The sequence below is a fragment of the Methylobacterium tardum genome (assembly GCF_023546765.1).
GTDB classification, from domain to species: Bacteria; Pseudomonadota; Alphaproteobacteria; order Rhizobiales; family Beijerinckiaceae; genus Methylobacterium; species Methylobacterium tardum.
Window position 1 is genome coordinate 3,778,867 of sequence record NZ_CP097484.1, and the last position, 26,826, is coordinate 3,805,692.

Below are 26,826 nucleotides of genomic sequence, written 5' to 3' on the forward strand. Positions count from 1 at the left end.
AGGGCGATCCGGCGCAGATGTCCGCTCAGGCCGCACCGGCATGGGGCGCGGGGATCTCGGTCGAGATCGCGTCGATCGTGCGCGGCATCGGGCTGCCCTGCCCGTCCGAGCGCTGGATCCGCACCTGCTGGTTGACGGGCTGCATGTTGCCGAAGGGCGTCGAGAAGGCGATCTCGGCGGCGTCCCGGCCGACACCGATGCGCACCAGCCCGTCGAGGTCGGCTTGCCGGGTGGCGTCGAACAGCCACCAGCGTCCGTCGAGATAGGCCTCGAACACCGCGTGGAAGTCGCTCGGCACGAGGCCGTGGGCGTAGCAGCTCACGAACCGGGCCGGAATGCCGAGCGCCCGGCAGAAGGCGGCGCCGATATGCGCGAAGTCGCGGCATACCCCGGCTCGCTTGAGCAGAGATTCATCGGCGGTCGTCTCGCCGTCGCTCGTGCCGGGCTGATAGGCGATGTGGTCGTGGATCCAGTTGCAGATCTGATTCACGCGGGCGTGGCCCTTGGGCAGCGCACCGAACTCGGCCAGCGCGAAGGGCGTCAGGCGGTCCGAGGACACGAACCGGCTGGGCAGCAGAAACGGCAGGATGTCGAGGGGCAATTGCCCGATCGGCGTCTCGTTGATGGTGGCGGGATCGGCGCGATGCACCGTCAGGTCGACCTCGGCATTGTATTCCAGCGCAAACTGGCCGGTCGGCACGTTGACCGCGAGGTAGCGGTTCAGGAGGTCGGGCGTGGTGTAGAGGTCGCGCTTCAGGTTCGGCGTCAGAACCAGGCTCTCGCTGAGGATCTCGACGCTCTTCAGCTTCGCCACCTCCAAGTTGAAGATGAAGGTGGTGTCCGAGAGGATGTTGTAGGATAGGCTGCAACCAAGCGTGTAGCGCATCGGATCTCCTTGCCGGACGACGGCCTCTCTGACGCCGAAGCAAGGGTCGCGCCCGACCGTCGGTTCCAGATCAATCGTCGTTTGACTGGGCAGACGCAGACGACACGTGGGTGCCGGGTAGAGCGGGCGGATCCGCCGTCATCGCGAGCGCAGCGAAGCGACTCAGGGCAGCGCGACATTGCACATCGTGGCGCTCCTGGATTGCTTCGCTGCGCTCGCACGGACGGCGGTCGAGGCGATGGGCGGGTCTCAGCCGCGCTCTGCTGCGCCTCTTGGGAGCATCACCACCGTCAGCGAGCGCACGCCCTGCGCGCCGTGGATCAGGACGCCCTCGATGTCGGCGGTGGCGGACGGGCCGGTGTGAAGCACCGCGTAGGCCGAGCGGCCGAATTCCGGGCGCCGATAAGCCGCCTGAACGTTGGGCAGGATGTCGGCCGGGTCGAGCAGCACGACGAGGTGCTGCGCGAGATAGGCAACCGCGTTGACGATCAGCTGGTCCTGCGTGAACAGCACCGAGCCGGTCTCGGCGATGCCGAACACTGCGCGGACCACCGCCACGTCGACATCCTCGACCTCTTGCGGATAGCGCACGCTCCGCAGGTCGCGGTTGCCGGTGAGTTCCGGAACCGCCGAGGCGATCACCTTCGCCGCGTCCAGACGCTCGCGCACGCCCGCGAAGACGTCGGCCGGGCCGGGTTCGGCGACCCGGCCGCCCATGCGCTTCAGCCGCTCGCCGAACTCCGCGACGAGGTCGTCGCCGATGAGCGGCGTGAACAGCGGCACGTCCGGCAGCGGGAAGTCGCCGGCCGGCCGGTTCCGGCGGATGTCGGCCAGGATGCTGTCGCGCGCGCTCACCGCTGCGTGTCCTTCATCCGGTTCTGCTTATACCAGGCATGGAAGGTCTGGCGCGGCGCGTCCGGCATCTCGCGCTTCTTCCCCCAGGTGTTGAGCGGGTTGTAGACCGCGAAGCGCGGCAAGACCTTCAGGGCGGAATCCGCCGCGCCGATCGCCGCCCGATAGGCCGCCGGGCGCGACAGGACCGCGCCGGCGGCCTTCATCATGCCCTGCTTGAGCGCCGGGATCTGGTGTTCCTCGACCAGCACCTTGCGCCACGCGAAGATCTGTTCGTGGATGTTGATCTTCACCGGGCAGACGTTGGTGCAGGATCCGTTCATCGTCGAGGAGAACGGCAGCGTCGAGTATTTCCGCTTGTTGAAGGTCGGATCGATGATCAGCCCGATCGGCCCGGAATAGGTCGCCCCGTAGGAAAGTCCGCCCGAGCGCCGGTAGACCGGGCAGGTGTTCATGCAGGCGCCGCAGCGAATGCATTTCAGGGAGGTCCAGAACTCCTCCATGCCGAGGCGCTCCGAGCGGCCGTTATCGACCAGCACCATGTGCATCTCGGTGCCCTTGCGAGGCGCGCGGAAATGCGAGGTGTACTGGGTGATCGGCGAGCCCAGAGCCGAGCGCGAGAGCAGGCGGATGAAGACGCCGAGATGCTCGACCTTCGGGATGATCTTCTCGATGCCGATGGAATGGATCTGCAGCGGCGGGACGTTGCCGGAGAGATCGGCGTTGCCCTCATTGGTGCATGTGACGACCGAGCCCGTCTCCGCAATGGCGAAGTTGCAGCCGGTCATGCCGGCATCGGCCTTCAGGATGTAGGGCCGGGTCGTCTCGCGCTGGCTCTCGGCGAGGTAATGCGCGTCGTCATTGTCCGGGTCGGTGCCGAGCGTCTTGGCGAAGACCTCGGCCACGTCCATGCGGGTCTTGTGGACCGCCGGCGCCACGACGTGGCTCGGCTCCTCGTTGTCGAGCTGCTGGATCCGCTCGCCGAGATCGGTCTCGATGATCTCGATGCCGTTCGCCGCCATGTGATGGCGGAAGCCGCATTCCTCGGTGAGCATCGACTTCGATTTCACCAGGGTCTTGGCGCCGTGGCTGCGCAGGATCTCCAGCACGATCCGGTTGTGGTCGGCCCCGTCCTTCGCCCAGTGAACGTGGACGCCGTTGGCCTTGGCGGCCGCCTCGAACTGCTCGAGGTAGCGGTCGAGGTGGCTCAGCGTATGAGTCTTGATCTGCGAGGCGAGCTCGCGCAGCTCCTCCCATTCCGGGATGCCGTGCGCGGAGGCGTCGCGCTTCTTGCGCAGGTCCCAGAGGCGCTCGTCGTGGGCCGCCTGGTGCAGCGGCGCGGAGAGGAAGCGCTCGGCGGCCTCGGCCTGATCGATCGGCCGGTCGCCGCGGATCTTCGCGCCGCGGGGCTGCGGCTCGCGGACCTGCGGGGCGCGGATCGGCTTCGAGGCGGCCTCGGCGTGCTGAAGACGGCCGCCATCCTGGCTGCGCTCGCTCTCGTCGCTCCGGGCGCGGACCTCCGGATGGATGACGCCCTCGCGATCGCGGGGATTGAGATCCTCGACGCTCATGCGGCAGCTCCGTTCAGCACCTGCGCGATGTGGATGTACTTGAGCGTCAGGCCCAGACGCTCGGCGCAGCCCTTCTGGTGCATCAGGCAGGAGGAATCCGCCGAGACGACGTAGGCGGCGCCGGCCCGGTTCTGATCGGCGACCTTGTCGTAGCCCATCTTGGCCGAGACGGCCGGCTCGAACACCGAGAAGGTCCCGCCGAAGCCGCAGCATTCGTCCGGCCGGGCGAGATCAACCAGCTCGACCCCGTTGACGAGGCGCAGCAGGTCGAGGGGCTTCGAGAAGTACGGCTTCACCAGCTCCGAGGGCCGCGCGTGGTGGATGCCGCGCAGCGCGTTGCAATTGCCGTGATAGGCGACCTTGTGGGGAAAGTTCGCCCAGGGCAGCGCCTCGACCTTGAGCACATCGTGCAGGAACTCCACCAGCTCGTAGGTGCTGGCGCGGACGTGGCGGACCTCGTCGGTCTGCGGGATCGCGGTCAGGTGCTCGCGGACCTGATGCACGCAGGAGCCAGACGGAGCGACCACGTAGTCGAACCCGGAGAAGTTCTTGACGAACAAAGCCTCGGTCGCGGCGGCCTCAGCATGGCAGCCGGTGTTGGTCATCGGCTGGCCGCAGCAGGTCTGATCGAACGGGTACTCCACCGTACAGCCGAACCGCTCCAGCAGCTCGAGGGTGGCGATCCCGACCTCGGGCTCGAAGGCATCGACGTAGCACGGCACGAACAGGCCGACCCGCATGGTCCGGCAACTCCTGGATCGCCGCTCCGCTGGTCTGGAACGGTTCGAGATTGATAGAGAGGATCTACCGGATGAGGTTGGTCTTGGCGAGGTCGAGAACCGCGTCACCGCGTCCATCCATCACCGCGCGCAGGACATAGAGGCTGAAGCCTTTCATCTGCTGGCCATCGATCTTGGGCGGCATTGAGAGCTCATTGCGGGCGGTGCGCACGTCGAGGAGCGCGGGACCATCGAAAGCCAGGACCTCGCGGATGGCGCCGGGCAACTCGGCGGGATCCTCGACCCGTATGGCGAAGATGCCGGCCGCCCGCGACATGGCGGCGAAGTCCGGATTGTCGAGAGCGACACCGGTCTCGAGATAGCCGGCGGCCTTCATCTCCAGCTCGGCGAAGCCGAGCGTCCCGTTGTTGAAGACCACGACCTTCAGCGGCAGGCGGTGCTGCCGCAGGGTCAGGAAGTCGCCCATCAGCATGGCGAACCCGCCGTCGCCGCAGAGCGCGATCACCTGCCGATCCGGCTGGCTCGCCTGGGCGCCGATGCCCTGCGACAGGGCGTTGGCCATGGAGCCGTGGACCCAGGACCCGAGGAGCCGCCGCCGGCCGTTCATCTGAAGGTAGCGTGCCGCCCAGATCGTCGGCGTGCCGACATCGGCCGTGAAGATGGCGTCATCGGAGGCCGCTTCACTGAGCGAGCGGGCGAGGTACTGCGGATGCAGGGGACCACCGGCCTTGCCGGTGGCGAGGTCGTCGAGGCCTGCACGCGCCTTGGCGTAGTGCTTCAGGCTGGCATCGAGAAAGGACCGATCGGCCTTCGGCTTCAGCCGCGGCAAGAGTGCCCGGATTGTGGCGCCGACATCGCCGACCAGGCCCAGCTCGATGCGGCAGCGCCGGCCAAGCTCGGACGGGCGCAGGTCGACCTGCGCCACCTTGGCGTCCTGCGGGTAGAATTGCTTGTACGGGAAGCCGGTGCCGAGCATCAGCAGCGTGTCGCACGCCATCATGGCCGCGTAGCCCGACGAGAAGCCGATCAGGCCGGTCATGCCGACGTCGTAGGGATTGTCGAACTCGGCGAACTCCTTGCCGCCCAGCGCGTGCACGATCGGGCTCTTCAGCGCCTCGGCGAGCTGCAGCAGATCGGCGTGGGCCCCGGCGCAGCCGCGGCCGCAGAGGAGCGTCACCCGCTTGCCGGCGTTGAGCATGGCCGCCAGCGCATCGAGCTCGGCATCGGCCGGCCGCACCACCGGCTTGGCGGGGATCAGCCCGGCCCGTGGCGCCAGCGGGCGCTTGGGGGCCTCGCGGAGCGCGACGTCACCCGGAAGGACGATCACCGCGACGCCCCGCTCCCCCACGGCGGCGCGGATCGCGTTCTCCAGGACGAAGGGCATCTGGGCCGGGTCGGAGATCAGCTCGCAATAGTGGCTGCAGTCGCGGAACAACTCCGTGGGTTTCGTCTCCTGGAAGTAGCCCGAGCCGATCTCCGGAGACGGGATATGGGCGGCGATCGCGAGGACCGGCGTCCGGCTCCGGTGTGCGTCGTACAGGCCGTTGATCAGGTGGAGGTTTCCCGGCCCGCAGGAGCCGGCGCAGACCGCGAGCTGGTTCGTGACCTGCGCCTCGCCAGCGGCCGCGAAGGCCGCAGCCTCCTCGTGGCGCGTATGGATCCATGCGATCCGGCCCCGCGCCCGGAGGGCTTCTGTGATGCCGTTCAGGCTGTCGCCGACCACCCCGTAAACGCGGGCGACACCAGCCTCCTGAAGGGTCTCGGCGACGACATCGGCAACGTTGTTGATACGCATGGTCCGGCTCCGCAATCGGGCACGATGCAGGGACGCGGAATCCAGCGTCCCGAGATCATCATGCGCCACCGAGAACGGGGCAGGCCGCCTGGATGAGCGGCGCGGCAGCACGCCCCGCGAGCCGAACCGCTTAGTTCAGGCCGATGTTCCACCGGCCGGCGGGCTTCGCGCCGATCGGCAGTGAAACCGGCCGGACCTAGCGCTTGGTCAGGCCGCCGAGAACGTTGCGCAGGATCGCGTTGCCGACCTCGCGTCCGACGCTGCGCGCCATGGAGCGGGCGGCGTTCGACACAACCTGTTCGGCGAGGCTCTGCGGCGGGCGCCGTCCACCCTTCCCTTTGGCGGGCGTGCCGAAGACGGTGCCGAAGATCCCGCCGAGCATGCCCCCGAGCCCGCCCTCGGAGGCGGCCGCCTCCGGCGCCGCATCGAGATTCTTGCGTTTGGCCAGCATCTCGTAGGCGCTCTCGTTGTCGACGCTCGACTCGTATCTGCCCCGCAGCGGGCTCTGCGCGATCAGCGCCGCCCGCTCCTGAGGAGTGAGCGGGCCGACGCGCCCCTGAGGCGGCGCGATCAGCGCCCGCTCCACCAGCGATGGCGTGCCCTCTGGCTCCAGAAAGCTCACAAGCGCCTCGCCGACGCCGAGTTCGGTGATCGCCGTCGCCACGTCGAAGGCGGGATTCTGCCGGAACGTCTCGGCGGCGGCCCGCACGGCCCGCTGATCGCGCGGCGTGAAGGCCCGTAGCGCGTGCTGAACGCGGTTGCCGAGCTGCCCGAGCACGGTCTCGGGCACGTCGAGCGGGTTCTGCGTCACGAAGTAGACGCCGACGCCCTTGGAGCGGATCAGGCGCACCACCTGCTCCACCGCGTCCAGGAGCGACTTGGGCGCATCGTTGAACAGCAGATGCGCCTCGTCGAAGAAGAACACCAGCTTCGGCTTGTCGAGGTCGCCGACCTCAGGAAGCTGCTCGAACAGCTCGGACAGCATCCAGAGCAGGAACGAGGCGTAGAGCTTCGGCCGCTGCATCAGCTTGTCGGCGGCCAGGATGTTGACGAAGCCGCGCCCGTCGCGATCCGTGCGCATGAAATCGGTCAGGTCCAGCGCGGGCTCACCGAAGAACTTGTCCGCGCCCTGGTTTTCCAGCACCAGCAGCTGGCGCTGGATCGCGTCCACCGAGGCCGAAGAGACGTTCCCGTACTGGCCGGAGATCGCCTTCAAATTCTCCGAGCAGAAGGTCAGGAGGGCGCGCAGGTCCTTCAGGTCGATGACCGGCCACTGGTTCTCGTCCGCGACGCGGAAGGCGATGTTGAGCACGCCCTCCTGCGTATCGTTGAGTTCGAGGAGGCGACCGAGCAGCAGAGGTCCCATCTCGGTGACGGTGCAGCGGATCGGATGCCCCTGATCGCCGAACAGGTCCCAGAACACCGTTGGACACCGGTCCGGCTCGTAGGTCACGCCGAGTTCCTCGGCACGCTTCACGAAAGCCGGCTTGGCCTGTCCGGCGGACGCGATGCCGGAAAGATCCCCCTTGATGTCGGCGGCGAAGACCGGGACGCCGGCGTTGGAGAACCCTTCGGCCAGCACCTGTAGGGTTACGGTCTTGCCGGTACCCGTGGCGCCGGCGACCAGGCCGTGCCGGTTGGCGAGCCGAAGGGCCAGAACTTCCGGCTTGCCCGGCCCGTCCGCCCGGACGCTCTTGCCGACCAGGATCGTGCCGTCGCCCATCGCCCCTGCCCCCGGACCGCCTCCGTGTGGTTATGGACAAGGCGCCGGGAGTTTTCCAGTGAGGCTCCGTCCCGCGCTTGATTTCCGGCGCCTCAGAGTCGAAGGACGTCTGGAAACGTTCCGAAGAGATCGAAGAGATCATCGCCATGGAAGAATTGCTCGCCCGCGTCACCGCCCGCACCGGGCTCGACGCCGCGACGGCACAGACGGCCATCGGTCACATCCTCGCCTTTCTGCAGAAGGAGGGGCCGGAGACGGAGGTCGGCCAGCTGATGGCAGCCCTTCCGGGCTCCGAGGCGCTGGTCGCGGAATCGAATGCCGGAGAGGGCGGCGGTGGCGGCCTGATGGGCATGCTCGGCGGCATGATGGGCGGCGGCGGCGTGATGGCGCTCGGCCAGAAGCTGATGGCGGCCGGCGTGCCGATGGGTCAGATGCAGCCGCTCGGCCAGGAGCTGTTCGCCTTCGGTCGCGAGAAAGTCGGCGAGGACGCGATGGGCCCGATCATCGGCTCGATCCCGGGACTCAATCAGTTTGTCTGACACCGCGACCGGCGTGCGGCGCCGCACCGCGTTGGCGCCGCACATCGAGGAACGTGAAAAACAGGTTACGGAGCGAAAGCTTGACGGAACCTGTCCACGCGATCCTCGTTGTTAGAGGTGCGCTCCGGAAGACTGCCCTCGGCAGTATCCGCGACAGCATCCAAGCAGGCCGGCGATGCCCGTCTTCGAAGCCAAACATCTGGACAGCGCATTCGAGGGGCAGGCGCTCCTCGCTGCCATTCTGCATCCGACCCGGGCGGCTCAGACCCGCGCATTGCGGCACGGTCGACGCCGGGCCGAGCGCGCTGCGGCCCTCGCCGATCCGATGACGCTCGAGCCGCGCTTTCCGATCGTGAGCGGCGATCTGGCGCCTTCCGACTGCTCGACGCGCTGAACCGGTCAGACTCCCACCACAGCCTCTACCAGGGTTGCGGCGTAACGAGCCCCTGACGGGTCACCACCACCCATTCGCGGCCGTGGCGCTCGACACCTTCGACGCGGCCGACGCCCGGCAGCATGTCGCCCGGCGCGACCTCGACAAGGCGCCGGCGGCGGTTCTCCAGAATCGCGGTTCCGTCGTAGACGTCGCGCAGCGCCCAGCCGTCGATCACCGGCGGCTTCTCCGGTGCAGCGGTCTTCATTTTCGGCTCGACCGGCTTGGCGTCGGCGAGCTTCGCTTCGGTCACTTTGGGCTCCGCGGGCTTGGCATCCGCGTTGCGCGGCGCTTCCGCGATGCTGCCCGTCTGGGTCGGCTCGGCCTTCGCCGCGGCTGCCGCGGGCGCGGCTGCGCGGCGGTCCAGCTGTGCGGTGAGGCTGGCGATCCGCGCGTTCTGCTCGCGCTCGATCTGCTCGAAGCGTTCGCCGAGCGCGGCCGTCTTCGCGTTGAGGCTCTTATCGAGCTGCGCCAGGCGCTCGCCGAGGACGCCGCTGCGGTTGGCCGCTTCCTTGCGGGACGTGTCGGTTGAGGCGCGCAGATCGGCCAGGACAGCGTGGAGCTGCGCGATGTCGCTGGCGAGGCGCGCCGTCTCGGTCCGGCCGGCATCCAGCGTGGTGCTGAGCGCCATCACGGTGTCGTTGGGCACGCCGGGAGACCGGGTCATGGCGATGACGCCACCGCCCAGCAGAGCACCGACCGCCAGCGCAGCGCCCGGCACGGCCAGCCGGCGCGGATCGAGCGGCGGCAGCGGTGGAAGCGTCAGGCGCTTCGCCAGAGCCACCTTCGGCGCTGTGGCCTCGTCCTTCGGGGGCGAGACCGGCTGCGACTCCGACTTGCCGGTCACCGCGGCCTTGAGCAGGTCGGCCGGCGACACGGCCCGCTTGGCTTCGATCTTCGTCATCGCCCCGAACTCCGCGTGCAGAACATCGCTGCAAGCGTTCGTTAAGGACGTTTGTTTACGAAACCCTTACCGCCGCCGCGCGGCTCAGGCGGCGAGCCCCCGCTTCTTCAGCAGCGGCTCGATGCTCGGCATCCGCCCGCGGAAGGCCGTGTAGGCTTCGCGCGGGTCCCGAAGATTACCGGCGCCGTACACGAAGGTGCGCAGACGCTTCGCCGTCTCCGGGTCGAAGATGTCACCCGCCTCGCGGAAGGCGTCGAACGCGTCGGCGTCGAGCACCTCGGACCAGAGATAGCTGTAGTAGCCGGCCGCGTAGCCGTCGCCCGAGAAGATATGGGCGAAATGCGGAGTCCGATGCCGCATGCTGATCTCGTCCGGCATGCTGATCCGGCGCAGCGCCTCGGCCTCGAACGCCGGCACGTCCAGACCGGCCTCGCCCTCGGCCGAGAGATGCAGCGTCATGTCGGCGATCGCCGAGGCCGTATACTCCACGGTGGCGAAGCCCTGGTTGAAGGTCCGCGCGGCGAGCAGCTTCTGCAACAGGGCGTCCGGCATCGGCTCGCCTGTCTGGTGGTGGCGCGCATGGGCCTGCAGAACCTGCGGCTGCTCCAGCCAGTGCTCGTAGAGCTGCGAGGGCAGTTCTACGAAGTCGCGCGAGACGGCGGTGCCGGAGAGCAACGGGTAGGTCACGTCCGACAGGAGACCGTGCAGGGCATGGCCGAATTCGTGGAACAGCGTCCGCGCATCGTCGAAGGACAGGAGCGTGCTTTCGCCCTCAGGCGCCTTCGCGAAGTTCATCACGTTGACGATGATCGGGGTGACCGTGCCGTTCAGGCGCTCCTGCGAGCGGAAGGCGCTCATCCAGGCGCCGGACCGCTTCGAGGCGCGGGCGAAGTAGTCGCCCAGGAACAGGCCCACCTCGGAGCCGTCCGGATTGCCGACCCGCCAGACCCGCACATCGGGGTGGTAGCGCGGAACGTCGGACAGCTCCGCGAAGGTCAGGCCGAACAGTCGTGAGGCCGTGTCGAAGGCGGCCTGGATCATCCGCTCCAGCGGCAAGTACGCTTTGATCTCGCTCTCGTCGAGGTCGTGCTCGGCACGCCGCACCTTCTCGGCGTAGTGACGCCAATCGTGCGCCTGGAGGGCGAAGTTGTGGCCCTCCTCTTGGATCGTCGCCTGGAGGCGGTCGCGCTCGGCGGTCGCCCGGGTCCGAGCCGGCGTCCAGACGTCGCGGAGCAGGCCCGTGGCGGCGTCGGGGCTCGCCGCCATCGTGTCGTCGAGGGCGAAATGCGCGAAGCTCTCGAAGCCGAGGAGCCGCGCCCGCTCGGCGCGCAGGCGGATGATTTCCGCGATGATCGCGCGGTTGTCGGTCGTGCCGCCATTCTCGCCGCGGTGCGTCCAGGCTGCGTAGGCGCGCTCGCGTAGGTCGCGGCGGGTCGAGAAGACCAGGAACGGCTCGATCAGCGAGCGGGACAGGGTGATGACATGCCCGTCGAGTCCCCGCTCCTTGGCGGCGCTCTCGGCCGCCGCGCGCAGGAACGGCGGCAGGCCGGCCAGATCGTCCTCACCGTTCAGCGGCAGGGTGAAGCTGCTCTCGTCGGCGAGCAGGTTCTGGCTGAACTGCGTCCCCAGCTCCGACATGCGCGCAGCGATCTCCGCGATGCGGGCCTTGTCGTCCGGTCCGAGATCCGCACCGGCGCGCCGGAAGCGGATACGGTAGCGATCGAGGACACGGCGCTCCTCCGGCCCCAGACCCTCGGCCTCGACCGCCGAAATGCGCGCCCAGAGCTGGGCGTTGAGGTAGATCGCGCTCCCGTGCCGGGCGAGCTTCGGACCGATCACCCGCTCGATCGCCTGCAACTCCGGATTCGTGTGACTGCCGGTCAGATTGTAGAAGACGCCGGCGACCCGCTCGAGGGCCTGCCCTGCCCGCTCCATGGCGCCGACCGTGTTGTCGAAGGTCGCCGCCGCCGGATCGGCCGCGATCGCCTCAATCTCGGCAGCGTGAGCAGCGAGCGAGGCCTCGAACGCCGGCATGTAGTGCTCCGGCCGGATCCGCTCGAACGGCGGCAGGCCGTGCGGCGTCGTCCACTGCGCCTCCCGGAACGGGTTGTCCTGCGGCAGGCTGGAGAGCCCGGCATCAGCTGCATGCGGCATGCATTCCTCAAGGTGCGTCCTGGCGACCGACGGCTCAGCCGCGTCAATCCGACGAGGTGGGGTCCGCTGCCGCGATCCGGAAGACAGTGGCCGGTTCGGCGCGCGCGTCAACAGGCCGAGCGATCCGAATGGCGTCTCGCTCGTTACCACCGGGCCACGCCTAAGCTTCGAGGCCTCATGCCAGGACGTCCGCCGCCGATCCGCCACGCCGCGAGCCCACTCGCCTGCGGCCTCCTCGCTCTCGGGCTCGTCGCGATGCCGATCTCAGCGGGGCACGCTGCCGAGACTCCGACAGCCGCCGTGCCGGTGCCGCCCGAGCGGCCAGATACGCTGAAGCCGTCCGCGCCAGCGCCCGCAGAGGCGGGGCCTCCCGTGCCGCCAACCCGTCCCGCGGAGCTGACGCCCCCTGCCTCGACCGCGCCCAAGGACGTGCCCAAGGACGCAGCCAAGCCCGTGAGTGGCGCGGACAGCGCCAAGCCCGAGATCCCGACGCCACCGCCCACACCGCCCGGCCGGCCGCCGGAGCTGTCCGGCCAGGCGGCCCTGGCGCTCAAGGTCTCACCGCCTGACGACACCGCCTGCCGGACCCGCCTCAAGCGTCTCGGCGTCGATTTCGAGCCGCTGCCGCCGATCGCCGAGGGCCAGTGCACCGCCCCGCTGCCGCTGAAGGTCACCCGCTTCGCTGACGGCGTAGCCTTGCCACAGGGCGCGACGCTGACCTGCCGGACGGCCGAGGCGCTGGCGCGCTGGGTCACGGAGGTTCAGGCGGAGGCCGACCGGATTCTCAAGCATCCGCTGACCGGTCTCGAACTCGGCGGATCGTATGTGTGCCGGGGCCAGAACCACGATCTGGACGCCAAGCTCAGCGAGCACGCCTTCGCGAACGCGGCCGACATCATGGGCTTCACCTTCGCGGGGCGCGCCAGCATCCCGGTCAAGACGATGGCGGAGGGTTCGGACGACGCGCAGTTCCTCGCCGCCGTTCGCGGCAAGGCGTGCGGGTTCTTCCGGACGGTCCTGGGACCCGGCACCAACGCGGCCCACGCCAACCACTTCCACCTCGGCGAGCGCGAGCGGAACGGGGGCCACCGGCTCTGTGAATAAGGATTCGTGGAACGTTCCCGCCGGCTCAGCGCTTTTGCGACCGGAGCGCACCCGCTCCCGGAGAATGCGACGTCGATGATCCCGACACCTTGGCGGCCGGTCTGCGCGGCTCTCCTGGCGAGCTGCCTCGTCGTGCAGGTGGCGGATGCCCGGCCGGGCAAGAAAGCCCCCAAGGAGGATCAGGCCCCTGCCCTTACCGCGGATGCGATCAACACCGCGACCCTGGCGCCGCAGGGCGGCAGCCAGGCCGACGGGGGCAAAGCCGCGAAGAAGTCCGGCACGGCACGCAAGTCCAAGGCGACCGACGACAAGGCCGATCCCCTGATCGTGAAGGCCCAGGTGCTGCTGGACCGGGCCCGTTTCTATCCCGGCGCGATCGACGGCCGGAAGGGCGAGAATTACCAGCACGCGCTCTCGGCCTTCGCCGTGGCGCAGGGTCTGCCCGCCACTCAGGATCTGACGCCGGAGGTCTGGGACAAGCTCCAGGCCACGAGCGACAAGCCGGCGGTAACCGATTACACGCTGACCGATGCCGACGCCGCGGGACCCTACGTCGACAAGATCCCGCCGAAGATGGAAGAGCAGGCCGATCTCAAGGAACTCGGCTACACCAATCCGCGCGAGATGCTGGCGGAGCGCTTCCACATGAGCCGCGACCTCGTCAGCGCGCTCAACCCCGGCAAGCCCCTCGACAAGGCCGGAACGAGCATCGTGGTTGCAGCGGTCGACCCGATGAACCTGGATAAGCCCAAGGGCAAGGACCTTCCGCAGGAGCCCAAGGTCGAGCGGATCGAGGTGGACAAGACCAATCGGGATGTCCGCGCGCTCGGGGCGGACGGTAAGCTGCTCGCCTACTATCCCGCCTCGATCGGCAGCACGGAAAAGCCTGCCCCGAGCGGCGACACCAAGGTGAAGGGCGTGGCGTTCGATCCCGACTATACCTACAACCCGAAATACGCGTTCAAGGGTGTGAAAGCGCAGCACAAATTCACGATCCAATCGGGGCCGAACAACCCGGTCGGGGTCGTGTGGATCGATCTCGCGATTCCGAGCTACGGCATTCATGGGACGCCCGAGCCCGAGAAGGTCGGCAAAACCGAATCCCATGGCTGCATCCGGCTCACGAACTGGAACGCCCGCGACCTCGCAACGCACGTCGCACGGGGCGCGAAGGTGACATTCAAGGACGATTGAGCGTCGGTCTTCATCCGTGGAATGGGATCGTTTCAGGGCGATGCGGTCAAAAATGTATCATCGGTTAACATAGGTTCCCCGAAAGGCTTCGATAGGGCCCACGGGCGCTTGACACATTACGCATTACGGGCGACGCCACAGGCTACCTCGTGGATCGTCTCGTCGAAGCTGCCTCGGTCTTATCCGGCGCAGCGCAGGCGGTGCGCCGGCGAGTTCAACCGCACGGCAAGACTCCCGGCGACGGGGGCGTTCGAAGGGAAGACGGCCCGGCGTGACTGCTGACTCCAACGATGACGTTCTGAACGGCATTCGCGTCCTCGTCGCCGAGGATGAAGCGGCGATCTCGATGCTGCTCGAGGACATGCTCCTCGATTTCGGCTGCGCCGTCGTCGGCCCTGCGGCACGCCTGTCCTCCGCATTGGAGATGGCGTCCCAGGAGACTTTCGAGGTCGCCATCCTCGACGTGAACGTGGCGGGTGAGCCGATCTACCCGGTGGCCGAGGCGATCGCGAAGCGCGATCTGCCGCTCGTCTTCTCCACGGGCTATGGCGGCGCCGGTATCCGCGAGCCCTTCCGCGATCGGCCGGTCGTGCAGAAGCCCTTCAGCCAGGCCGACCTGAAGCGCACGCTGATCGGCGCGATCCGGGCCGCCCGCGCCTGACGGGTCGGCCATCATCAGGTTGGGTTCGTCATTCCCAGGCCGCCGCAGCGGAATCGGGAAGCCAATCCGCTTACGCGACAAGACCCAGCACCGGTTGTGACCCTAGACTTCAAGATCGGCTTCGACGTCGCGGAATGACGGATCGCGGGCGCCCGAGGACATCGGCCGCCGCCTGCTGAAGCGCGCTCCGGAGCCGTTGCGTCATAGACCCTCGATCGTGAACGCGTCGGCGATATGCGCCGGCCATTCCCGAGTGCCGACGAACACGGCATCGGCCCGGAAGGTCATCCCCGCACACCACGTGTTCCGGCCGATCCAGGCGCGGACAGCGCGCGAGAAGCGGCGCCGCTTGGCCGCGTCGATCGCTTCTCGGGCGTCGTCGCGCCGAGACCGCGCCTTCACCTCCACGAACGCGATGGTGTTCCAGCGTTGGACGATCAGATCGATCTCGCCCCCTGCGAAGCTGACGCGCCGGCCGATCGGCCGGTACCCTTGAGCATCAGGGCCGCCAGCGCGATCCATTCGGCGCGATGGCCGCGCCGGTACGCGGCGCGGCGCCGGTCAGCGTGGTCGGGCAGAACCCCGTTCATCCCTCGCCTCGTGCGAGCGCGAGCGCCCGGTTATAGACCTGCCGCCGCGGCTGCCCGGTTTCGTCGGCCACCAAGCTCGCCGCATCCTTGATCGAGTGGCGCTCGAGCGCCGTCCTCAGCAGCGCGTCGAGCGCGGCATCGCCCTCGACCGTCCGCTCCGGCGTGGTCGCGGCGCCGATGATGACGACGATCTCACCCTTCGGAGGACCATCCTGGGCGAAGCGATCGCTCAGCGAGCCGAGCGTATCGCGCCGGACGGTCTCGTAGAGCTTCGTCAACTCGCGGGTGACCGCCGCCGGGCGGTCCGGCCCGAGGACCGCAGCGGCATCAGCCAGCATCTCGGGCAGGCGGTGTGGCGACTCGAACAGGACCAGCGTCCCCGGCACCTGGACCAGCGCCTCCAACCGGTTGCGACGTGCCCCGGCCTTCTGGGGCAGGAAACCCTCGAAGAAGAAGCGGTCGGTCGGCAGGCCCGCCGCCACGAGGGCCGTCATCACCGCCGACGGCCCCGGCACGGGCGTGATCGGAATGCCGGCCTCGATCGCGGCCTGAACCAGCTTGTAGCCGGGATCCGAGACCAGGGGCGTGCCCGCATCGGACACGAGGGCGAGCGCCTCCCCTGCCTTGAGGCGGGTGACCATCCGCTCGCGCACCGCGTCGTTCGAATGCTCGTGGTAGGCCAGAAGCGGCGTGGTGATGCCGTAATGGGCGAGCAGCGTGCGGGTCACGCGCGTATCCTCGGCGAGCACGGCATCCGCGGCCGCGAGGGTGGCCAGGGCGCGGATCGTGATGTCGCGCAGGTTGCCGATCGGAGTCGCCACGATGTGCAGGCCCGGCGACAGCTGTTCGGCCTCGCTCGCCAGCCCGAAGGCCGTGAAGGTGTTGGTGCGTGGACGATCGGTCCCGGGCTTCTGCAAAGGGGTTCTCGTCGGGGCGGCGGGCCCCGGGGCATCGAATCGGCGGGTCATCATCGGCGATCTTGTCACACTGCCCGCTTCTCGTCGCGGCAGGACGACGGGATCGGGGGCAAGTCTTCGTCCGCGCGTTTACATTTTCAGGGCCGGCCTTCAGATTCCCGACGCCTGCCCTGAGGAGTCCGCGCCATGGCGCGTCCGACACGCGCGCGGGACCGTCTCGTGCGTGTCACCGCTCTGACCGCTGCGCTGTGCGCCGCCCTGCTGCCGCTCGGCGGTTGTCTCGGGACCGACGCTGTCCGTCGCCGGCCGATCCCGCAGGCCGACTTGTCGCCGCCCGCCGATCTGCCTCAGGCGCCTGCTGCGGCCGTCCCGGCAACGCTGGCCACGCCGGCTGCCTTCGCGGGGCAGCGGATCGGAACCGGCACCGTCAAGGTCGCGCTGGTCCTGCCGCTCAACGGTCAGGGCGCTTCTGTGGGAAACGCCCTGCGCAATGCGGCGCAGCTCGCCTACGACGAGGCCCAGCAGCCGGACCTGACCATCCTGGTCGAGGACGACCGGGGCACCCCGGACGGCGCCCGCGACGCGACGCAGGACGCGCTGCGGCAGGGCGCCGAGATCGTGCTGGGCCCGCTCTTCGCCGGCAACGTGCAGACCGCCGCCAACGTGGCAAAGACGGCCGGCAAGCCGGTGATCGGCTTCTCGACGGACGCGACGGTGGCGACCCGGGGGTCTACCTCCTGAGCTTCCTTCCGCAGCCGGAGGTCGATCGCGTCGCCGAGGACTCGGTCGCGGGCGGGAAACGCTCCTTCGCGGCCCTGATCCCCGAAACCGCCTACGGCAACGCCGTCGAGGCGGAGTTCCGGGAGGTCGTCGCCCGCCGGGGCGCCCGCGTCGCCGCGGTCGAACGCTATCCGGCCGGAGCGCCCGGCCCCGCAGTCGAGCGGCTGGCGCGGGTGATCACGGGCCCGGCCGCCACCGCGGACGCGCTGTTCATACCCGAAACCGCCGAGGCCATGCCGGCCGTCGCGGCCGCCCTCACGAAGGCGGGCTTCTCGCCGGGTCGGGTCCGTCCGATCGGAACGGCCCTCTGGAACGAGCCGGGCCTGTTCGCCCTGCCGGCTCTCCAGGGCGGGCGCTTCGCCTCGCCGGACCGCAGCGGGTTCTCGAGTTTCAGCGGCCGCTATCAGGCGCGCTTCGGCAGCGTTCCGCCGCGCGTTGCCTCGCTCGCCTACGACGCGGTAACGCTCGCCGCCGCCCTGGCGCGCCAGTACGGCTCGCAGCGCTTTGCCGAGACGACGCTCACCAGCGGATCCGGCTTCGCCGGGGTCGACGGCACATTCCGCTTCCGCCCGGACGGTCAGAGCGAGCGCGCGCTGGCGGTCTACGAGATCCGCAACAACGCCGCGCCTGTCGTGAGCCCGGCGCCGCGCGTGCTCGCCAAGCCGGGGATCTGATCAGGTCGCGAGTTCCGCCACCAGGGCGTTGAGCACGGGCGCACCGCGGGCGGTCGCGGCGATACGGCCACCGGGCCGCCATTCCAGCAACCCGTCGCCCACCAGCATCCCGATCCGGTTGCCGTTGAGCGGGCGGCCCTTCAGCGCGGCGTAGCGGGCGGGGTCGATCCCCTCGGCGAGCCGCAGGCCCATCACCAGGAACTCGTCAGCCTGATCCTCAGACGACAGCGTCTCTGTTTCGGCGACACCGTGGCCGTCGCGCTCGACCTTCTCGCGCCACGCCTCCGGCGACCGCTCGGTGACGGTGCCGATCCGCCCGTGCTCCGTGACCAGCCGCCCGTGGGCGCCTGGGCCGATGCCGGCATATTCGCCGTAGCGCCAGTAGAGCAGGTTGTGGCGCGATTCCGCGCCCGGTCGGGCATGGTTCGAGATCTCGTAGGCCGGCAGGCCGGCTTTGGCGCAGAGGTCCTGCGTCACGTCGTAAAGGGCGCGGCCGGTCTCGTCGTCCGGGGTCACCAGCTTGCCGGTGGCCGCGAGGCCGTGAAACGGCGTGCCCGGCTCGATGGTCAGCTGATAGAGGCTCAGATGCTCGGCCGCCCGCGCCAGAGCTTCGCCCAACTCGGACCGCCACGCGGCCGGCGTCTGGCCGGGGCGGGCGTAGATCAGGTCGAAGGACGTGCGCGCGAAGACCGCCTGGGCGACCTCGATCGCGGCCAGTGCCTGCGCCACGTCGTGGAGACGGCCGAGCGTCCGCAGGGACGCGTCGTCCAGCGCCTGCACGCCGAGCGAGACGCGGTTGATGCCGGCCGCGCGGTAGCCGCGGAAGCGGCCGGCCTCGACGCTCGACGGGTTCGCCTCCAGGGTAATCTCGGCGTCGGGCGCTACGCTCCAGTGGGCTGCCACGGCCTCAAGCAGGCCGGCGACCGTCGCGGGCTGCATCAGCGAGGGCGTCCCGCCGCCGAGGAAGATGCTGGTGACTTTGCGCCCCGGCGTGCGGGCGGCGTTGTGGGCGATCTCGGCCCGGAACGCGTCGAGGAAGCGCGGCTCGTCCACGCCCGCGTGGCGGACATGGCTGTTGAAGTCGCAATACGGGCACTTCGCCGCGCAGAAGGGCCAGTGCAGGTAGATCCCGAAACCCGCGTCGCGGGTCGGGTGGTCCGGGCCGATTGGTGTCATGATTGCCGGGATGTGAGCGCGCGCGGCCCGTTTGGCAATCAGGACGCAGGCGCGAGGCACGCCCGGCTGAGATCGATGAAGGCCCGCGCCCGGTGCGAGAGACCCGCGCCCTTCTGCCAATCGACGCCGTGCTTCTCGTCCGCGGTCATCTCGCCGAACGTGCGCTCATGCCCGTCGGGCCGGAAGATCGGGTCGTAGCCGAACCCGGCCGAGCCCCGCGCCGCGACGAGTTCGCCGAACACACGGCCCTCGAACAGCTCCGTGTGGCCGTCCGGCCAGGCGAGCACCAGAGCCGAGACGAAATGCGCCCGGCGCTCCGCCGCGCCGCGCCGGTCCAGCTCGGCGAAGATCCGCGCCATGGCGCCGGTGAAGTCCTTGGTCGGTCCGGCCCAGCGGGCCGAGAAGATGCCCGGCGCCCCGTCGAGGGCGTCCACACACAGGCCGGAATCGTCCGCGAAGGCCGGCAGTCCGGTGGCGTCGGCGGCGGCCTTCGCTTTGATGGCGGCGTTCTCGGCGAACATCGTGCCGGTCTCCTCCGGCTCCGGCAGGCCGAGCTCACCGGCCGAAACGGCCTCGATTCCGAACGGCGCCAGCAGCTCGCGCATCTCGGCGAGCTTGCCGGCATTGTGGGTGGCGATGGCCACCTTTCCGGTCAGCCGCCGGCTCACGCGATCGCCTCCTTCTGAAGCGCGACCAGCCGGTCGGTGCCGGCGCGGGCGAGCCGCAGCAGCTCGAGGAGCTGATCCTGCGAGAACGGCTCCATCTCGGCGGTGCCCTGCACCTCGGCGATGCCGCCCCGGCCGGTGAGCACGAAGTTGGCGTCGGTCTCGGCCACCGAATCCTCGGCGTAGTCGAGGTCGAGGACCGGCGTGCCCTTGTACAGGCCGCACGACACGGCTGCGACGTGGTCGCGCAGCGGATCGACCGAGATGATCGAGCGCGCCCGCATCCAGGCGAAGCAATCGTGCAGCGCCACCCAGGCGCCGGTGATGGCGGCGGTCCGGGTGCCGCCATCGGCCTGGATCACGTCGCAATCGACCGTGACCTGCCGCTCGCCGAGCGCCGGCAGGTTGGTCACGGCGCGCAGCGACCGGCCGATCAGGCGCTGGATCTCCTGCGTCCGGCCCGACGGTTTGCCGGAACCGACCTCGCGGCGGGTGCGTTCGTGCGTCGCACGCGGGAGCATGGCGTATTCGGCCGTGACCCAGCCCTTGCCCGAGCCGCGCAGCCACGGGGGCCCACGCTCCTCCAGAGAGGCGGTGCAGAGCACCCGGGTGTTGCCGAAGCTGACGAGGCAGGAGCCCTCGGCGTAGCGCGACACAGCGCGCTCCAGGCTCACGGGCCGCAACTCGTCGGCGGCACGCTTGGAAGGCCGCATCGCGGGCCCCTTCTATGGTGAGAAGTCGAGGGCCGGGCTCTTAGGCCGCCGCGCCACCGCGAGCAAGCATCGCCGTATGGATTGATCCGCGCGTGTTGGACGGACATGATCGGATTACAGGATGACCGCGTGACAGACCCCCACCCTCGATTTCCGAACAGCCAGCCCATGCAGGCGCTTGCCGCACTCAACGAGCGAGCGCGCGAGATCTTCCGGCAGATCGTCGAGAGCTACCTCACGACGGGCGAGCCGGTGGGATCGCGCAACCTCGCCCGTATCCTGCCGATGGCCCTGTCGCCGGCTTCGATCCGCAACGTGATGGCGGATCTGGAGCATTCCGGCCTGATCTTCGCGCCGCACACCTCGGCCGGGCGCCTGCCGACCGAGTTGGGCTTGCGGTTCTTCGTCGACGCGATGCTCGAACTCGGCGATGTCAGCCAGGACGAGCAGCGGCGCATCGAGGCGCAGATGCGGGCCGCCGCTTCGGGCCACACCTTCGAGTCGGCGCTGGCCGAAGCCTCGACCATGCTGTCGGGCGTCTCGCGCGGGGCCGGCGTGGTGCTGACCACAAAGGCCAACGTCAACCTGAAGCATATCGAGTTCGTCCGCCTCGATCCGGCCCGCGCCCTCGTCATCCTGGTCTCGGATGACGGCTCAGTGGAGAACCGGCTGGTGGATCTGCCCCCCGGGCTGCCGGCGGGCGCGCTCCAGGAGGCCACCAACTACCTCAACGCGCGGCTCCAGGGCCGGACCCTCGGATCGCTGCGCGCCGAGATCGAGGCCGGCCGGAAGGCGATGAAGCGGGAGCTCGACGCGCTGACGGAGCGCCTGGTCGATGCCGGGCTCGCCACGCCGGTCGGCCCGACGGAGGCGCGTCAGCTCATCGTGCGCGGACAGGCCAACCTGCTGGACGACCTGCGCGCGGTTGAGGATCTCGAGCGTATCCGCCTGCTGTTCAACGATCTGGAGACCCAGAAGGACGTCATCGATCTTCTGGCCCGGGCCGAGGGCGGCGAGGGCGTGCGCATCTTCATCGGCTCCGAGAACAAGCTGTTCTCGCTCTCCGGCTCGTCGCTGATCGCGGCGCCGTTCCGCGACGGGTCGCAGCAGATCGTCGGCGTCGTCGGTGTCATCGGCCCGACGCGGCTGAACTACGCGCGCATCGTGCCGATGGTCGACTACACCGCGCGGGTCGTTTCCAAGCTGCTCGACGGGGGGCGGTGAGACGCGCCGGGCAGGCTGAGACCCGCCCGGCGCCGATCACGCGAACGGTGCCGACGTTCAGGCCGGGATCACGTCCACGATCTCGTAGGTATCGGGATCGATGATCACGATGTCGTCGCGCACGAGGATGAACTCGTAGCCTTCGTATTCCGGCACGAGCGAGATGATCGCCGGCGGGAGTCGGTGCAGGGTGACCGAACGCGGGATCGCGGTACCCACGGATAATCCGAACGCGACGTCGCGCAGCGGCGACACGCCGAGGCGTGTGATCGAGCTGCGGAACTCGGTGCGCTGCCGCGTGTCGAGACGGTTCACCGCCCCGCGGGCCGACCCGCCGCCGCGGACCCCCTCACGGGCGCCCTCGCGGCCGCCGCGCTCGCCGGCCGCGCCCCGCCCGCCCTGGTTCGGACCGGCCGCATCGCGATTGCCGCGTTCACCCGCGGGACCTGTGTCGCGACCGCCGCGCTCCGCGGCGCCCGGGGCACCGCCGGGCCCGGTGCGGTCGCCGGCGCCGTTACGCTCGCCCGCACCGCCTTGACGCCCCGGCCCCTCGGCACCGCGGCCAGCTGGGCCACCCGGCTCAGCACCGCGCGCCCCGCCTTCGGCTCCGCCGCGCGGGCCGCTCTCGGCTCCGCCGGCGCCGCCGCGAACGCCCCCGCCGCCCGCACCGCCGCTTGGTCCGGCGCCGCCCGCACCGCCACCGCCCGCCGCAGGGCCACCAGCCGCGCCACCGGCTCCGCCACCGCCGGGACCGCCGCCCGCGCCGCCACCCCCGGGACCACCCTGTGCAAACGCGGTGGCCGCTCCGGCGACGACGATCACGGCCGCTACCGTGTCTCTCAGAATCCGCTTCATGGCCTCTCCTCCTGGCGATGACGGAGCGCCCTCGACGCCCGCGCCGGCCCGCAACGAGCCCCCGGGCCAAACCGTTCCGCGGCGTCCTCGACGCGGGGACCACCGTTGGCGGCGATGTCATCCGCCCTGTCATCCCGGAGCCGAGCAGCGGAGCCTGAAATCCTGCCCGTCGGGCGCGGCACGAGATTCTCGGACGATGCAGGCGCCGTGCTCTGGGACACCCGCAAGATGATGACACTGACTGCGACGGGTCGTGGCTAAGTCCCATCACGGACTTGCGATCACGGTCATCACCTGTAACGTCGCGTCCTACGAAGAAGAGCGCGGCTTGTCGCCGGCTGAAAAATTGATCGACGGAGACGCCATGTCCGCCTCGAGAGACGATACGATCGGTATCGCACCAGGCGCCCACGACGACGCAGCCGACCGGAAGCGCCGCATCTGGGCGATCGTGGGCTCGTCGTCGGGCAACCTCGCCGAGTGGTACGACTTCTACTGCTACGCGTTCTTCGCCCTCTACTTCGCGCCAGCCTTCTTCCCGAAGGGCGACTCCACCAGCCAGCTGCTCCAGACCGCCGGCATCTTCGCGGTCGGCTTCTTCATGCGGCCGATCGGCGGCTGGCTGTTCGGCCGCATCGCCGACCGGGTCGGGCGCCGGACCTCGATGGTCATCTCGGTGCTGATGATGTGCTTCGGCTCGCTCCTGATCGGCATCCTGCCGACCTACGAGCATGTCGGCACGCTGGCGCCGGTTCTGCTGCTGCTCGCGCGCATGCTTCAGGGCCTGTCGGTCGGCGGCGAGTACGGGACCTCGGCGACCTACATGAGCGAGGTGGCGATCAAGGGGAAACGCGGCTTCTTCGCCTCCTTCCAGTACGTGACGCTGATCGGCGGCCAGCTCCTGGCCTCGCTGGTCCTGGTGCTGCTGCAGACGGTCATGACCGGTCCCGAGCTGACGGCCTGGGGCTGGCGCATCCCGTTCTTCATCGGCGCGGGCCTCGCGGTCGTCGCGCTCTATCTGCGGCGCTCGCTGGCGGAGACCAAGGACAGCAGCGACAAGGAGACAGCCGGCACCTTCGCCGAGCTGTTCAAGCACTGGCGGGCGTTCCTGGTCGTCGTGGCCTACACGGCCGGCGGCTCCCTGAGCTTCTACACCTTCACGACCTACATGCAGAAGTACCTGGTCAACACCGCCGGCATGCCGAAGACTTCGGCTTCGCAGGTGATGACCGTGGTCCTGTTCGTCTACATGGCGATCCAGCCACTCTTCGGTGCGCTGTCCGACAGGATCGGACGCAAGGCGAACATGCTGCTGTACAGCGGCCTCGGCACGCTTATGGTCGTGCCGCTGATGACGGCCCTCGGGACCAACAAGGATCCCTACCTCGCCTTCGCGCTCATCACCCTCGGGCTCGCGGTGGTGTCGTTCTACACGGGCATCAGCGGCATCGTGAAAGCGGAGCTGTTCCCGACCAACGTGCGCGCGCTCGGCGTCGGCCTGTCCTACGCGGTGGCCAACGCCACCTTCGGCGGCACCGCCGAGTTCGTGGCGCTGTGGTTCAAGGACAACGGCATGGAGAGCACGTTCTTCTGGTACGTGACCGTGCTGATGGCGATCGCCTTCGTGGCCTCGGTGATCATGCCGAACCCGAAGGTGCACGGCTATCTCGACGGCGCCGGCACCGTCGAGGAGGCCCTCGGCAAGAAGCCGCGCTTCGCCCACGCCTGAGAGCGTGCAAGATCCGGCTGGACCAGCCGGATCTTTCCCGCTGATATGCCACCCGCCGGGCGCACCAGACGCCCGCGGGAGGAAACCATGCGCAAGACCGCCTTTGCCGGCGCCCTAATCCTCATGTGCCTCGCTTCAGGCGCGCCGGCTCGCGCAGCCGAGCCGTTCAAGCCTGCGCCGGGCGCGGGCTACTTCTTCGTCGGCGGCCATTATGAGACCGCCAAGGACAAGACCACCGCCTCCGGCCAGATGTTCGTGACCTACCGCGTGCCGGAGCGGGTCACGCAGCCCTATCCGATCGTGATGGTGCACGGCACCGCCCAGACCGGGACCAACTTTCTCGGCACGCCCGACGGCCGGCCGGGCTGGGCCGACCACTTCGCCGCCAAGGGCTTTGCCGTCTACGTGGTCGATCAGGTCGGGCGCGGACGCTCGGGCGGCGACCCGGAGACCTACGGCCCTTATGCCCGCCTGCCGGTCGAGGACCTGGAGACGGTGTTCACCGGGCAGGAGCGGTTCGCGCTCTACCCGCAGGCCAAGCTGCACACGCAATGGCCGGGCGGTCCGGGCGTGCGCGGCAACGCCGCCTTCGATCAATTCTACCTGTCGCAGGTGCCCTACATCGCCAGCGCCCTCAAGAGCGAGGAGCTGGTCGATCCGGCGCTGATCGCGCTGCTGGAGAAGATCGGACCCGCGATCCTCCTGACGCATTCGCAGGCCGGCGTGTTCGGCTGGGCGGTCTCCGATCAGCGGCCCGACCTCGTGAAGGCCCACGTCGCCGTGGAGCCGAACGGGCCGACCTTCTACGATATCCGCTTCAAGGGCGGCGACAGCTGGTACGAGCGCGTCGGCGACTCGCGGGCCCGGCCCTACGGCATCACCCGGGTGCCGCTCCATTTCGAGCCGCCGGTGAGCGGGCCGGCCGACCTCACCGTGGTCCAGGCCGAGACCGCCGCCGCGCCCGACAAGATCCGGTGCTGGCTCCAGGCCGAGCCGGCGCGGACCCTGCCGAACCTCGCCAAGGTGCCGGCCGTGATCGTGACCTCGGAAGCCTCGTTCCGCGCCACCATGGACGATTGCACCGGCGCCTTCCTGGAACAGGCCGGCGCGAAACCCGACCGGCTGCGGCTCGCCGAACAGGGGATCCACGGCAACGGCCACATGATGATGCTGGAATCGAACAGCGACGCGGTGGCCGACGCGATCATCGGCTGGGTCACGTCCCGGACCGCCGCCCCGGACGGAAAGCCCCGCCCTTAACCCGCCGCTTACCCTGTGGCGGCGAGGGTGTCCCGGTCATCCGATGAGGGAACGCATGACCGACATGACCGACACCGTGGGCGTCGCGGGCGACCGCATCCGCTCGATCATCGAGCGCGTGGAACGGCTGGAGGAAGAGATCAAGGACCTGATGGAGGCCAAGAAGGAGGTCTTCGCCGAGGCCAAGGGCGAGGGCCTAGACGTGAAGGTGCTCAAGGAGATCCTGAAGATCCGCAAGCAGGACAAGGACGAGCGCGACGAGCAGGAGACCCTGCTCGACGTGTACCTGCGCGCCATGGACGCGCCCTCCCCGGCGCCGATCGCGCAGGCCGCCTGAGCCCTGCGGCAGGGAGCGGCGCCCGGGGCGCCGCTCCCCCTCGCAGCTACGCGGCCGTGCCGAGATAGGCGGCGAGATTGCCGCGGATGCGCGCCAGCGGCTCCTCGGCCGGGTCGGGCAGCACGAAGCGCGCGCCCGTAATCGTCTCGTAGGCCCGGATGTAGACCGCGGCGGTCTCCAGCACGACTTCGGCGGGGATCTCGGGGATCGGGTCCTTGTACGGGTCGCAGCGGGCCACGACCCAGTTGCGGACAAAATCCTTGTCGAAGCTCTCGGGCGCCGTACCCGCGGCGAAGCGCTCCGTGTAGCTGGCGGCGAACCAGTAGCGGCTGCTGTCCGGCGTGTGGATCTCGTCGGCCAGGACGATGCGGCCCTGCGGATCGGTGCCGAACTCGTACTTCGTGTCCGCCAGGATCAGGCCGCGCTCGGCCGCCAGAGCCTGCCCCGCGCGAACAGCGCCAGCGCCGCCCCCGATACCGTCCGCCACTGCTCCGGCGTCAGGAGCTTCCGCTCCAGGATCTCACCTTCGGTCAGGGGCTCGTCGTGTCCGCCGTCGAAGGCCTTCGTGGTCGGCGTGATGATCGCTTCCGGCAAACGCTCGTTCGGCCGCATACCGTCGTGGAAGGTGTGGCCGTACATGTCGCGCTCGCCCGCCCGGTAGCGCGTCAGGATCGAGGTCGAGGTCGTGCCGGCGAGATAGCCGCGCACGACGACCTCGACAGGCAGGATCTCCAGCCGGCGGCCGACCACGACGTTCGGATCGGGATAGGCCAGCACGTGGTTCGGGCAGATGTCGGCCGTGTGCTCGAACCAGTAGCGGGCGGTCTGCGTCAGAACCTGTCCCTTGAACGGGATCGCCGCGAGAGCCCGATCGAACGCGCTGATCCGGTCGGAGGTGATCAGGATGCGCCGACCGTCGGGGAGGTCGTAATTGTCCCGGACCTTGCCGCGGTAATGGTTCGGCAGCTCCGGCAAGGTCGCGTCGCGCAGGACTTGATGCGCGTGCGGGGCGAGGTCTGCCGTGTTCATCGGGATGGTCCGTGAGGCTGCACGGCGATCGCGCCGCCGTGCCTGTGTGCGCGGACGGGCCGAAGAATTCCAGCCCCGAACACCGGGCGGCGCCGACGGTGCGCAGGAAGTGGCCAACCGCGTCACCGCGCCAGCCGCACGCCCTGATTCATTCGCGGCATCGCCCGACGCGTCATTCTCTCAGCCGCGATGCGGAACAGCCATCCATTTCGGACGGATGATACTGACGTGCCGTTCGCCCTCCGAAACTTCGTGCTCTGGTCCGGGTCCCGGCGGAGCCCTATCCTATCCGAGGGCGGCATTGGATGCGGCTGCTCGTGG

The 26,826-nt window shown here is 69.3% G+C and carries 23 protein-coding genes and 3 pseudogenes; 10 read left to right on the forward strand and 16 right to left on the reverse strand.

The window, feature by feature from the left end:
* Positions 1 to 25 precede the first annotated feature (25 nt).
* From M6G65_RS17995 to M6G65_RS18020, 6 genes are all read right to left on the reverse strand, one after another.
* Positions 26 to 886, reverse strand: a complete 861-nt coding sequence (locus tag M6G65_RS17995) for a transglutaminase-like domain-containing protein (RefSeq protein WP_192707566.1) — start codon at positions 884 to 886, stop codon at positions 26 to 28.
* Between the two features lie 249 nt (positions 887 to 1,135).
* Entirely contained in the window at positions 1,136 to 1,741 is a 606-nt protein-coding gene (locus M6G65_RS18000) for a LutC/YkgG family protein (protein WP_238195046.1), read from the reverse strand.
* Entirely contained in the window at positions 1,738 to 3,309 is a 1,572-nt protein-coding gene (locus M6G65_RS18005) for a lactate utilization protein B (protein WP_238195047.1), read from the reverse strand. Before M6G65_RS18005 ends, M6G65_RS18000 begins: the two co-directional genes overlap by 4 nt.
* Complete coding sequence (locus tag M6G65_RS18010; protein WP_238195048.1) at positions 3,306 to 4,049, reverse strand: (Fe-S)-binding protein; 744 nt, start codon at positions 4,047 to 4,049, stop codon at positions 3,306 to 3,308. The genes M6G65_RS18005 and M6G65_RS18010 overlap by 4 nt, the downstream gene beginning before the upstream one ends.
* Positions 4,050 to 4,113: 64 nt before the next feature.
* Entirely contained in the window at positions 4,114 to 5,844 is a 1,731-nt protein-coding gene (poxB, locus tag M6G65_RS18015) for a ubiquinone-dependent pyruvate dehydrogenase (protein WP_250102660.1), read from the reverse strand.
* Between the two features lie 196 nt (positions 5,845 to 6,040).
* Positions 6,041 to 7,567: a helicase HerA-like domain-containing protein gene (locus tag M6G65_RS18020; RefSeq protein ID WP_238195050.1), complete on the reverse strand. Its 1,527-nt coding sequence runs from the start codon at positions 7,565 to 7,567 to the stop codon at positions 6,041 to 6,043.
* Positions 7,568 to 7,713: 146 nt separating this feature from the next.
* On the opposite strand from M6G65_RS18020, the gene M6G65_RS18025 reads away from it, so the two are divergent.
* Together M6G65_RS18025 and M6G65_RS18030 are read left to right on the forward strand one after the other, a co-directional pair.
* The gene (locus M6G65_RS18025; RefSeq protein WP_238195051.1) at positions 7,714 to 8,106 is read left to right on the forward strand and encodes a DUF2267 domain-containing protein; all 393 of its coding nucleotides are present in this window, start codon (positions 7,714 to 7,716) and stop codon (positions 8,104 to 8,106) included.
* A 175-nt stretch (positions 8,107 to 8,281) separates the two neighbouring features.
* Complete coding sequence (locus M6G65_RS18030; RefSeq protein ID WP_238195052.1) at positions 8,282 to 8,500, forward strand: hypothetical protein; 219 nt, start codon at positions 8,282 to 8,284, stop codon at positions 8,498 to 8,500.
* Positions 8,501 to 8,525: 25 nt separating this feature from the next.
* Here M6G65_RS18030 and M6G65_RS18035 read toward each other — a convergent pair whose 3' ends face one another.
* Together M6G65_RS18035 and M6G65_RS18040 are read right to left on the reverse strand one after the other, a co-directional pair.
* Positions 8,526 to 9,443, reverse strand: a complete 918-nt coding sequence (locus M6G65_RS18035; RefSeq protein ID WP_238195053.1) for a hypothetical protein — start codon at positions 9,441 to 9,443, stop codon at positions 8,526 to 8,528.
* Positions 9,444 to 9,527: 84 nt separating this feature from the next.
* Positions 9,528 to 11,597, reverse strand: coding sequence for a M3 family metallopeptidase (locus M6G65_RS18040; protein ID WP_250102661.1), 2,070 nt, complete (start codon positions 11,595 to 11,597; stop codon positions 9,528 to 9,530).
* Between the two features lie 177 nt (positions 11,598 to 11,774).
* Here M6G65_RS18040 and M6G65_RS18045 point away from each other — a divergent pair, with 177 nt between their 5' ends.
* The 3 genes from M6G65_RS18045 to M6G65_RS18055 all read left to right on the forward strand — a co-directional run bounded on the left by M6G65_RS18045 (position 11,775) and on the right by M6G65_RS18055 (position 14,556).
* Entirely contained in the window at positions 11,775 to 12,701 is a 927-nt protein-coding gene (locus tag M6G65_RS18045; RefSeq protein ID WP_250102662.1) for an extensin family protein, read from the forward strand.
* A 75-nt stretch (positions 12,702 to 12,776) separates the two neighbouring features.
* Positions 12,777 to 13,895 carry a L,D-transpeptidase family protein gene (locus tag M6G65_RS18050; RefSeq protein WP_238195056.1) on the forward strand — a complete coding sequence of 373 codons (1,119 nt, stop codon included), beginning with the start codon at positions 12,777 to 12,779 and terminating at the stop codon, positions 13,893 to 13,895.
* A 271-nt stretch (positions 13,896 to 14,166) separates the two neighbouring features.
* A complete protein-coding gene (locus M6G65_RS18055; protein ID WP_250102663.1) occupies positions 14,167 to 14,556 on the forward strand; it encodes a response regulator in 390 nt (129 codons plus the stop codon).
* 201 nt (positions 14,557 to 14,757) lie between these two features.
* Here the strand turns inward: M6G65_RS18055 and M6G65_RS18060 are convergent.
* Positions 14,758 to 15,146: pseudogene (locus M6G65_RS18060) on the reverse strand (YraN family protein).
* Positions 15,143 to 16,114, reverse strand: a complete 972-nt coding sequence (gene rsmI, locus M6G65_RS18065; RefSeq protein WP_238195141.1) for a 16S rRNA (cytidine(1402)-2'-O)-methyltransferase — start codon at positions 16,112 to 16,114, stop codon at positions 15,143 to 15,145. The pseudogene M6G65_RS18060 and the gene rsmI overlap by 4 nt, the downstream one beginning before the upstream one ends.
* Before the next feature lie 135 nt (positions 16,115 to 16,249).
* Between rsmI and M6G65_RS18070 the strand changes: the two are divergent.
* Positions 16,250 to 17,517 (forward strand): annotated as a pseudogene (locus tag M6G65_RS18070) (penicillin-binding protein activator).
* On the opposite strand, the gene hemW reads toward M6G65_RS18070, so the two are convergent.
* The 3 genes from hemW to rph are packed head-to-tail and all read right to left on the reverse strand — an operon-like array spanning position 17,518 to position 20,071.
* Positions 17,518 to 18,693 carry a radical SAM family heme chaperone HemW gene (hemW, locus tag M6G65_RS18075; protein WP_250102664.1) on the reverse strand — a complete coding sequence of 392 codons (1,176 nt, stop codon included), beginning with the start codon at positions 18,691 to 18,693 and terminating at the stop codon, positions 17,518 to 17,520.
* A gap of 38 nt (positions 18,694 to 18,731) precedes the next feature.
* On the reverse strand, positions 18,732 to 19,361 hold the full coding sequence (rdgB, locus tag M6G65_RS18080) for an RdgB/HAM1 family non-canonical purine NTP pyrophosphatase (protein ID WP_238195061.1): 630 nt from the start codon (positions 19,359 to 19,361) through the stop codon (positions 18,732 to 18,734).
* Complete coding sequence (gene rph / locus M6G65_RS18085; RefSeq protein WP_250102665.1) at positions 19,358 to 20,071, reverse strand: ribonuclease PH; 714 nt, start codon at positions 20,069 to 20,071, stop codon at positions 19,358 to 19,360. The genes rdgB and rph overlap by 4 nt, the downstream gene beginning before the upstream one ends.
* Positions 20,072 to 20,239: 168 nt before the next feature.
* Here rph and hrcA point away from each other — a divergent pair, with 168 nt between their 5' ends.
* Positions 20,240 to 21,295 carry a heat-inducible transcriptional repressor HrcA gene (hrcA, locus tag M6G65_RS18090; protein WP_238195142.1) on the forward strand — a complete coding sequence of 352 codons (1,056 nt, stop codon included), beginning with the start codon at positions 20,240 to 20,242 and terminating at the stop codon, positions 21,293 to 21,295.
* A 57-nt stretch (positions 21,296 to 21,352) separates the two neighbouring features.
* On the opposite strand, the gene M6G65_RS33775 is transcribed toward hrcA, so the two are convergent.
* Positions 21,353 to 21,610: a DUF1236 domain-containing protein gene (locus M6G65_RS33775; RefSeq protein ID WP_308445186.1), complete on the reverse strand. Its 258-nt coding sequence runs from the start codon at positions 21,608 to 21,610 to the stop codon at positions 21,353 to 21,355.
* Complete coding sequence (locus M6G65_RS33780) at positions 21,607 to 22,086, reverse strand: hypothetical protein (protein ID WP_308445187.1); 480 nt, start codon at positions 22,084 to 22,086, stop codon at positions 21,607 to 21,609. The genes M6G65_RS33775 and M6G65_RS33780 overlap by 4 nt, the downstream gene beginning before the upstream one ends.
* Positions 22,087 to 22,514: 428 nt before the next feature.
* On the opposite strand from M6G65_RS33780, the gene M6G65_RS18100 reads away from it, so the two are divergent.
* The 3 genes from M6G65_RS18100 to M6G65_RS18110 all read left to right on the forward strand — a co-directional run bounded on the left by M6G65_RS18100 (position 22,515) and on the right by M6G65_RS18110 (position 25,476).
* Positions 22,515 to 23,879, forward strand: a complete 1,365-nt coding sequence (locus M6G65_RS18100) for an MFS family transporter (protein ID WP_250102666.1) — start codon at positions 22,515 to 22,517, stop codon at positions 23,877 to 23,879.
* Positions 23,880 to 23,966: 87 nt separating this feature from the next.
* Positions 23,967 to 25,139 (forward strand): alpha/beta hydrolase, encoded by a 1,173-nt coding sequence (locus tag M6G65_RS18105; protein WP_238195065.1) that lies wholly within the window; start codon positions 23,967 to 23,969, stop codon positions 25,137 to 25,139.
* A 55-nt stretch (positions 25,140 to 25,194) separates the two neighbouring features.
* The gene (locus tag M6G65_RS18110) at positions 25,195 to 25,476 is read left to right on the forward strand and encodes a DUF2312 domain-containing protein (RefSeq protein WP_010681866.1); all 282 of its coding nucleotides are present in this window, start codon (positions 25,195 to 25,197) and stop codon (positions 25,474 to 25,476) included.
* A gap of 46 nt (positions 25,477 to 25,522) precedes the next feature.
* Here the strand turns inward: M6G65_RS18110 and M6G65_RS18115 are convergent.
* A pseudogene (locus tag M6G65_RS18115) lies at positions 25,523 to 26,505 on the reverse strand (phosphoribosylaminoimidazolesuccinocarboxamide synthase).
* Between the last annotated feature and the right edge of the window lie 321 nt (positions 26,506 to 26,826).